Genomic DNA, 8,144 nt, shown 5'->3' on the forward strand with positions numbered 1-8,144 from the left:
AGCGCCGCGCCAGCCCGTGCAGTGACTCCGACCGTAGGAAGACCCCGACCGTCGTGGCAGTGCGCCGACCGTCGTGGCGGTGCCCAGACCGTCGTGGCGGTACCCCGACCAAGACCCCGACCAAGACCCCGACCCATTGGTTCGGTGAAGAACTGGCCCCCCGGCGCAAGAACACGTACCCTGTTCTCATGTCTGTTCTGTCGCCGTCACAGCGGTCCACTCTCGCCGCCCTCGCCACCGTCATCCTCGACGGGGCCCCGACCGCGACCGAAACCCTCGACCAGCTCGTCGACCGCTGCGTCGAGCGCTTGCACACCCTGCCTCCCGACCGCCGCGCGATGGTCGGCACCGCCCTCGACGCCCTCGGCTCTCCCGTGGCCGCGTTGCTCGGGGTCCAGCAGCTCACTGCCTTCTCGAGACTGCGCGCGTCTGACCGCGCCCGTTGCGCCACTGCGTGGACCGAGTGCGCGGTGCCGCCCATCCGGTCGGCCTGGCAGTCCGTGCGTCGACTCGTGCTCATGGTGCACTACGCCCAGCCCGAGGTGTCGGCGGCGATCGGCTATGACGGTCCGTTTCAGTTGCGAACGGCGTTGCGTGAGTGGGAGGGCCCTGTGCCCGCGGGGGCGAAGGAGACCCCCTCCGAGCCCGTCGCCCGCGGGCCGGTGGTGTTGCCCACCGTGATCGACCCCGAGCCGTTGCCGCCGACCGTGGTGCGGGGGCACGACCTCACCGCCGATCTGTCGCGCCGCGCCGATGCCGTCGTCATTGGTACCGGGGCTGGCGGGGCGGTGACCGCGGCCATCCTTGCCGAAGCCGGCTACGACGTAGTGATCCTCGAGAGCGGGGGCTGGCACACGCGGAGCGACTTCACCGAAGACGAGGCTGCGCTCACGGCGCGCCTTTTTGCCGACGGCGGACTCCGCACCACCGACGATGCCTCCATGTCGCTGCTCCAAGGAGACACCGTGGGGGGCGGCACCACGGTCAACTGGATGATCATGCTGCGCACTCCCGACTACGTGCTCGAGCAGTGGGCGCGCGAGTCCGGCGTGGACGGCATGCGCCCGCACGAGATGGCGCCCGTGTTCGAGCGGGTGGAGCGCGACGTAAACGCGGGGCTCGTGCCCGAGAGCGCGCACTCCGCCAACAACCGGCTCCTCCTCGACGGCGCGCGCGCCCTCGGCTGGCGCGTACGGAGCGGCATGATCAACGCGCAGGGGTGCGTGCGCTGCGGATTCTGCAGCTACGGCTGCCGCCACAACGCCAAGCAGTCCACACTCCTCACCTACCTGCCGCGCGCGCTGGCCAAAGGGGCGGCGCTGTACACCAATGTGCGCGCCGAGCGTATCGAGGTGATCGAGCGCGACCGCGGGAACGGCACGCCCCCGCTCAAGCGTGTGCAGGCCACCGTGGTGGGGACTGCGCGGCGCCTGACCATCGACGCCCCGCTCGTGATTACCGCCGGCGGTGCCGTGGGCACCCCCGTGTTGTTGCAGCGGTCCGGGATGGACGGCGGTGGTGTGGGCAATTGGCTGCGAGTGCATCCCACGACCTCGGTGAACGGACACTACGACCGCGACATCGTGATGAGTACGGGCATTCCCCTCACCACCATGTGCGACGAGTTCATTCGCTGGCAGGGGACCGACTACGGGTTCTGGATCGAGACGCCGCCCATGCATCCGTCGTTCACCGCGGCGGCCATGCCCGGATTCGGCCAGGCGCATGCGGAGACCATGGCGCACTTCAACCGGATCGGCTCGTTCATCGGCCTCACGCGCGATGGCGCCGATCCGCAGCAGTCCAGCGGCCGGGTGCGCGTGAACCGGCGGGGGCACGTCTCCATTCGGTACCGCCTTTCCACGGAAGACGAGAAGCGCGTCCGGGCCTCCCTGGTGGCGCTCGCGCAGCTGCATTTCGCCATGGGTGCGCGCCGTGTGGAGTCGTTGCATGCGACGCCACTCGTCGCCCGGCGCATGGCCGAGGCGCCGTCGTTCGCGAGCGGGTCGTTGGCCCCCAACCACATTACGCTCTTCTCGGCGCACGTGAACGGCAGCTGCCGTCTCGGGACCAACCCGTCCACGTCGGGGGCAACACCCGATGGCGAGCGCCACGGGGTGCGTGGTCTGTACATTACCGATGGCTCACTCCTGCCCACGGCGCTCGGGGTGAACCCGCAGGAAACCATCATGGCGGTGAGCACCGTGATCGCCGAGCGTATGGCGTCGCGACACGCCGGGCTCACACAGTGATCTCACCACACGTTCCGCTTCGGACGGTCTGACATGAGCAAGGGTGACAAGAAGCGTCGCCGGGCCCTCGAGGCGTATGGGACGTTGCAGCGGGCGGCCAGCATGGCGGCCGCGCACGTGGATGACGCGGTCCATCCCTTCGGGTTGTCGGCCTCGCAGTACGGCGTGCTGGATACGCTGGCGGAGCGCGGTCCGGTCCATCAGCAGGAACTCGCCGAGGCGCTCGCCCGCAGCAAGGCGCAGATGACCGCGATCATCGATGCACTCGAGGGGCGCGGCTTCGTTCGTCGCGAGCGTCACGCGGTGGACCGTCGTTTCATCTCCGTGTATCTCACCGAGGCGGGTCGCGTGATGCTGGCCGAGGCGGCGCCGGCCCGTACCGAGGCGATCGTGTCGCTCATGCGCGAGCTGAGCGGCGAACAGAAAACGCGCCTCACGCGGCTCTGTCGCCGTCTGCTGCGCGTGCTTGATCCGCAGGACGACGGCGCGGCCGAATCGGACGACGAACCGTCGGACAGCGAGTCGCACGACGACGAGGCTGACTCGTCTGCCGATTCCAGCGATCCCGCCCCCCTATCCGTTGCATCCGAGTCGGCCGAAGGCGCCGCGTAGTTCCCTCCGGCGTCCTTCCCCCTGACCACCTGTTCCCTGCTTCCTCCCTTTTCAACAACAGCCTCTCCACAGATGGCCGGTCGCCACTTCCTGCAGATCCCCGGGCCCACGCCCGTTCCCGATCGTCTCCAGCGGGCGATGCATCGCCAGATGGAAGACCATCGCTCGTCGGCCTTCCCGGCGTTTGCGCGCCGCATCCTGTCGCGGTTGCCGCAGGTGGTGCACCAGACCAAGGGCGAGGCGTTCGTCTTCCCGGCCACCGGGTCGGCCATGTGGGAAGCAGCGCTCGTGAACACCGTGAACCCTGGCGCGCGGCTGCTGGCCCCGCGTTTCGGGCAGTTCTCGCACCTGTTCATTCAGACCGCGCGCAACCTCGGGTACCGGGTGGACGTGCTGGAGGAGCCGTGGGGGGAGGCCGCCGATCCGGCGCGCATCGAAGCGGCACTCGCCGCCGACACTGCGCACGAAATTCAGGGCGTGCTGCTCGTGCACAACGAGACCGCCACGGGTGTGACCTGCGATGTGGCCGCCGTGCGCGCGGCGATGGATCGTGCCAAGCATCCGGCGCTGCTGTTGGTCGACGGCGTGAGCTCGATCGCGAGTCTCGACTTCCGCTTCGACGACTGGCGCGTGGACTGCGCCATCACCGGTTCGCAGAAGGGCTTCATGCTGCCGGCCGGCCTCGGCATCCTCTACATGAGTGAGACCGCGCTCGCGCGCGTGGAGGGGTGCACCATGCCGCGCGCCTACTTCGATCTCAAGGCCATGCGCGCCAACAACGCGCAGGGGTACTTCCCCAGCACGCCGGCGCTGTCGCTGCTCTACGGGCTCGACGAAGCGTTGACGATGTTGCTCGACGAAGGGATGGACAACGTGGCGGCGCGTCACAAGCGGCTCGCCACCGGCGTGCGCGCGGCAGTGAAGGCGTGGGGGCTCCGTGAGTGCGCCAAGCGCCCGGAAATCGCCTCGAACTCGCTCACGGCGATCGTGGTGCCCGAGGGCGTCGATGCGCGGACGGTGATCGACATCGCCTTCAATCGCTACGATATCGCGCTGGGCTCCGGTCTCTCCGAGGTGGCGGGCAAGGTGTTCCGCATCGGGCATCTCGGCGACATGAATGCCCTCACGCTCGCTGGTGCGCTCGCCGGCGTGGAAATGGCGCTCGTGGATGCCGGGATCCAGATCACGCTTGGCAGCGGTGTGGGCGCGGCGCTGCAGCAGTGGCGGATGCCGTCGTGAGTACCACGCCCGTGCGGGTGGTGGTCACACGCAAGATGCCGGCGGCGGTCGAGGCGGTGATCGCCGAGAAGTACGACGCCCTCTTCAATCGGACCGACGTGGCGCTATCGCCCGATCAGCTCGTGCAGGTGCTGCAGCAGGCCGACATCGTGATCACCACGGTAACCGACAAGTGGGCGCCGGGGATCTTCGATACTCCTGGCATCCGCACGAAGCTCCTCGCGAACGTGGGGGTGGGGGTCAACCACATTGCGCTTGATGCGGCGCGTCGGGCCGGCATCGCGGTGAGCAACACCCCCGACGTGGTCACCGACGACACCGCCGACGTGGCGATCGCGCTCATGCTCATGAGCATGCGACGGCTCGGTGAGGGCGAGCGGCATCTGCGGAGCGGTGCCTGGGGTGGCCTCCGCCCCACATTCATGCTGGGGCGCACCCTGCGCGGCAAGACGCTTGGCGTCGTGGGTTACGGCCGCATCGGTCGTGCCGTGGCGCGCATTGCCCACGACGCGTTCGGCATGAAGATCCTCTGGCAGGCTCCGCGCGACCCGAAGATCGATGATCCGGCCACGGCCGGCCCGGCCGGTGCGGAACGGGTGGGCACGCTCGAGGAGCTGTTGCGCCGATCTGACGTGGTGTCGTTGCATTGCCCGGCCACGCCGGAAACGCGGCACCTCATGAACGCCGAGACGCTCGCGTACATGCCCGAGCACGCGTACCTCATCAACACGGCGCGTGGCGATGTGGTGCACGAGGCCGCGCTCACCGAGGTGCTCAAGGCCCGCCAGATCGCCGGGGCCGGACTCGACGTGTACGAATTCGAACCCAGCGTGAACGCGGAGCTCAAGGATCTCGAGAACGTGGTGCTGCTACCGCATCTGGGGAGTGCCACGATCGAGACGCGTACCAACATGGGCATGCGTGCGCTTGCGAACGTGGATGCCTTCGTGGCGGGGACCCCGTTGATCGATCGGTGCGTCTGACGGCGGGGGCGGCGGGTTGACCCGCCGCCGCGCTTCCTGCGGTTTCTCTTTTCTGCCACGCGATTCGGCATGGACCACTTCACGCAGTTTTCGCCCAAGGCGTTCACCTTCCTGCGCGGTCTCACGAAGCACAACCGCAAGGACTGGTTTGAGGCGCATCGCGCGCAGTATGAGCAGGAGCTCAAGCGGCCGCTGGCGGCGCTGATCGAGGAGATGGACGTGCAGTTGGCCACGATCGCGCCAGAGATCGTGGGGTCTCCCCGGAAGTCCGCATTCCGCATTCATCGTGATGTGCGCTTCAGCAAGGACAAGTCGCCGTACAAGACACATGTGGCCTGCTGGTTCTTCCACATGGACGTGGGCACGCGCATGCAGTCGGAGGCGGTCCACGGCGGGGCCGGGTTCTATCTCCACATCACCCCGGGCGAATGCTTTTGCGGGGGCGGCATCTGGATGCCACCGCGGTCGGCACTGCAGAAGATCCGCGACGCCCTGGTGGACGATGTCGAAGGCTGGGAAGAGATCGTGAAGGCGCGCGGTTTCCGCAGGCGCTTCGGCGATCTCGATCAGGACGGGATGCTCACCCGGGTGCCGCGCGGCTACGCCGCCGACCACCCGGCCGCCGGGTGGCTGCGCTACCAGTCGTTCACGGCGGGGACGCCGCTGGCCGACGACGACGTGACCAGTACCCGGCTCCCCCGCATCCTCGCCGGCCACTATGCCGCCATGACCCCCTTCGTACGCTGGCTCAACGACGCCCTGGGGCTCCCGGCGCGCGCCAGCCGTCTCTGACCCCGCGATCCGGGAGCGCGTTTGCGCGGCGGGAGTGCCCGGGTACCGCCGGACACCGGGCCCGGCGAGATTCCCCGGGACATGTCGAAGTCGCTCAAGCTCACGCTGGATATCCTCATCGGGGCCGCTGCCCCGGTGGTGATCCTGAAATACGGTACCGCGCCGCTGGGGACGCTCACGGCGTACCTCGCGGCGGCACTCGTGCCGGTGGCATGGGTGCTCGTCGACCTCTTTGTCATCAGTCGGCGCTTCAACTTCATTACCACGTACGGCGGCGCGTCGGCGATCATGCGCGGCGCTCTGACCTTCTGGTACGTGGATGGCGCGCTCTTCGCCTTCAAAGACAGCGCGAGTTTCCTGCTCGCCTTCCTGGTCTTCGGCCTCACCGCACTGGTGGGGACGCCAGTCACGCGCAGTGTCGCCCTGCAGGGGCTCGATCCCGATACGCCGGAGCGCGAGCGGCAGATGCACCGGCTCCTCGATGAGCCGTCGGTGCAGAAGGCCCTCAAGCAGGCCGCCCTGCTGATCGGCGCCAGCAATCTTGCTGCGGGGGCCGCCAACTACGTGATCAATCTCCGCATGGTCACCGCCCCGTTCAACACGCCGGTGTTCAACGATCAAGTGGCCAATGTGAACGCCGTCACGCGCCTTGTGCTCGTGTTGCCTGATATGCTGGTGCTGTTCTTCGCCTTCCAGTTGATGTACAAGGCCATGTACGCGCTGCTCCCCGCCGACGAGGGTACCGACCCCGCCGCCGGCGAGTTCTGGACGCTTCTTTCGCGCCGCGAGGATGCGATGGCGCGGGTGCGCAGTGCCGACACCACGCTGTCCGCTTCCGCCGCCGAAACGATGGCCCGGAAGCAGGCCCGCGGAGAGTTTGGTATCAGCTGACGTTCGTCAGCCGCGACTGCATGAGCCGTACGTGCGTCAGTTGCCGGAGAACCCGAAGCGGCGGCCCAGCTCCCCAAGATTGCCGAAGCGCTGGTTCACGATCGTGTTGTAGATCGAGCCGAAGGTGTAGCCCACGCCCACGTTCAGGTTGTAGCGGAAGTTGGTCTGGAGCTGCTGGCGCTGCGTGAGGATGTCGCGCTCCGACTGCGCATTCGCCGCGATGTAGATCTGGTCACGCACGCGCGAGGCGGAGCCGCGGAAGTTGAGCGAGAACCCGCGGCCGAGTCGCAGGTCCACGAACCCCGAGAGCGTCACGTGATTGCGTCGCGTGTCGTGCAGGTACTGTGAGCCCTCCAGCGTGAGGTTGGTGTTGCCCCACTTCTGCCGCTGCGTGAGCGCCAGCAGCATCGTGTGGTTGTAGCGCAGCTCGTCGTCGCGACCGAACACGGTGGTGGAGTAATACTGATAGTAGTTGGGCCCGGCGTAATAGAGCGCGGTGAGCTGCCGACGTGTGGCCTCACTCCACGGAAACCAGTTGTACTCGATCGCAGGGGAGACCCGCAGCGAGAGCTTCTGGTTGAGCACCTCGCTGAATCCACCGGAGATCTTCGTGCCTACCGTCCAGTGGGCGTTGATGGTACGACCGAAGAGGGCGTTGATGTTGGAGGCGCGCTGCAGCACGATGACCGAGACGGTGTCGCGTACGGCCGGGGTGGCACTGTTGGCGACGAACACCTTGAAGTCGCGCTCGTTGTAGCTGCCGGTGGCGCCCAGGTTGATTTTCCACTGTTCAGTGGTGCGGGCGGCCGAGAGCGTGGTGCTCAAGTTGGTGGTCTTTACGAGCTGCTCGCCGTTCGCGTTGATGTTGCCGTCCACGCGATAGAGCCAGAGGTTCCAGCGGTCCTTCATCGAGCGCGCATTGAGCGTGGGGGCGACCACACCATTGGCCAGCCCTACGCGCAGCCGTGAGGCGATCGGTGTGCGCGCCACGAACGGCGCGAGCCCCAGCTGGAAGGTGCGCAGCAGGTCGCGGCGCACCACATCGTCGGCATCATTGGGCAGGGTCGTTACGACGAGCGTGTCGACCTTGCCGGCGTACCGCTTCTGCCCGAGAAAGTTGACAGTGATCTGGCGGCCGCCGTTCGCGGCGTTGAGTGAGGTCAGCAGTAGATGCACGTCGCTGTCGAAGCGGTCACGCACCCAGTTCACGTAGCCCATTTCCTGTACGAAGAACGTGCGGTCGCAGCCGCGCACCCCACCCTGACAATCGAGAAACACGCGCAGCGATGACTGCATCACGCTGTCGGGGAGGACGGTCGTGGCGGCGGGTCGTCCCCGTCCGGCGGGCGGCGTGGCCGGGGGCGTGGCCGGGGGC

The 8,144-nt window shown here is 67.6% G+C and carries 7 protein-coding genes; 6 read left to right on the forward strand and 1 reads right to left on the reverse strand.

Annotated features, from left to right (window positions below; genetic code table 11):
- Positions 1 to 188 precede the first annotated feature (188 nt).
- The 6 genes from ACIQ51_RS13740 to ACIQ51_RS13765 all read left to right on the forward strand — a co-directional run bounded on the left by ACIQ51_RS13740 (position 189) and on the right by ACIQ51_RS13765 (position 6,769).
- The gene (locus ACIQ51_RS13740) at positions 189 to 2,252 is read left to right on the forward strand and encodes an FAD-dependent oxidoreductase (protein ID WP_396205627.1); all 2,064 of its coding nucleotides are present in this window, start codon (positions 189 to 191) and stop codon (positions 2,250 to 2,252) included.
- A gap of 33 nt (positions 2,253 to 2,285) precedes the next feature.
- On the forward strand, positions 2,286 to 2,864 hold the full coding sequence (locus ACIQ51_RS13745) for a MarR family winged helix-turn-helix transcriptional regulator (protein WP_396205628.1): 579 nt from the start codon (positions 2,286 to 2,288) through the stop codon (positions 2,862 to 2,864).
- A gap of 72 nt (positions 2,865 to 2,936) precedes the next feature.
- Positions 2,937 to 4,103, forward strand: coding sequence for an aminotransferase class V-fold PLP-dependent enzyme (locus ACIQ51_RS13750; RefSeq protein WP_396205629.1), 1,167 nt, complete (start codon positions 2,937 to 2,939; stop codon positions 4,101 to 4,103).
- Positions 4,100 to 5,086, forward strand: a complete 987-nt coding sequence (locus ACIQ51_RS13755) for a 2-hydroxyacid dehydrogenase (RefSeq protein WP_396205630.1) — start codon at positions 4,100 to 4,102, stop codon at positions 5,084 to 5,086. The genes ACIQ51_RS13750 and ACIQ51_RS13755 overlap by 4 nt, the downstream gene beginning before the upstream one ends.
- Positions 5,087 to 5,155: 69 nt before the next feature.
- On the forward strand, positions 5,156 to 5,878 hold the full coding sequence (locus tag ACIQ51_RS13760; protein WP_396205631.1) for a DUF2461 domain-containing protein: 723 nt from the start codon (positions 5,156 to 5,158) through the stop codon (positions 5,876 to 5,878).
- Between the two features lie 81 nt (positions 5,879 to 5,959).
- Complete coding sequence (locus tag ACIQ51_RS13765; protein WP_396205632.1) at positions 5,960 to 6,769, forward strand: VC0807 family protein; 810 nt, start codon at positions 5,960 to 5,962, stop codon at positions 6,767 to 6,769.
- A 36-nt stretch (positions 6,770 to 6,805) separates the two neighbouring features.
- Here ACIQ51_RS13765 and ACIQ51_RS13770 read toward each other — a convergent pair.
- The coding region (locus tag ACIQ51_RS13770; protein ID WP_396205634.1) for a hypothetical protein at positions 6,806 to 8,144 on the reverse strand (1,339 nt) is incomplete at its 5' end.

Source organism: Gemmatimonas sp. (assembly GCF_044344655.1).
Taxonomy (GTDB): Bacteria; Gemmatimonadota; Gemmatimonadetes; order Gemmatimonadales; family Gemmatimonadaceae; genus Gemmatimonas.

Excerpts from the sequence above, each read along its gene's own strand:
- ACIQ51_RS13760 (WP_396205631.1), top strand. The coding sequence starts at position 5,156 with ATGGACCACTTCACGCAGTTTTCGCCCAAGGCGTTCACCTTCCTGCGC.
- ACIQ51_RS13745 (WP_396205628.1), top strand. The coding sequence starts at position 2,286 with ATGAGCAAGGGTGACAAGAAGCGTCGCCGGGCCCTCGAGGCGTATGGG.
- ACIQ51_RS13765 (WP_396205632.1), top strand. The coding sequence starts at position 5,960 with ATGTCGAAGTCGCTCAAGCTCACGCTGGATATCCTCATCGGGGCCGCT.
- ACIQ51_RS13740 (WP_396205627.1), top strand. The coding sequence starts at position 189 with ATGTCTGTTCTGTCGCCGTCACAGCGGTCCACTCTCGCCGCCCTCGCC.
- ACIQ51_RS13750 (WP_396205629.1), top strand. The coding sequence starts at position 2,937 with ATGGCCGGTCGCCACTTCCTGCAGATCCCCGGGCCCACGCCCGTTCCC.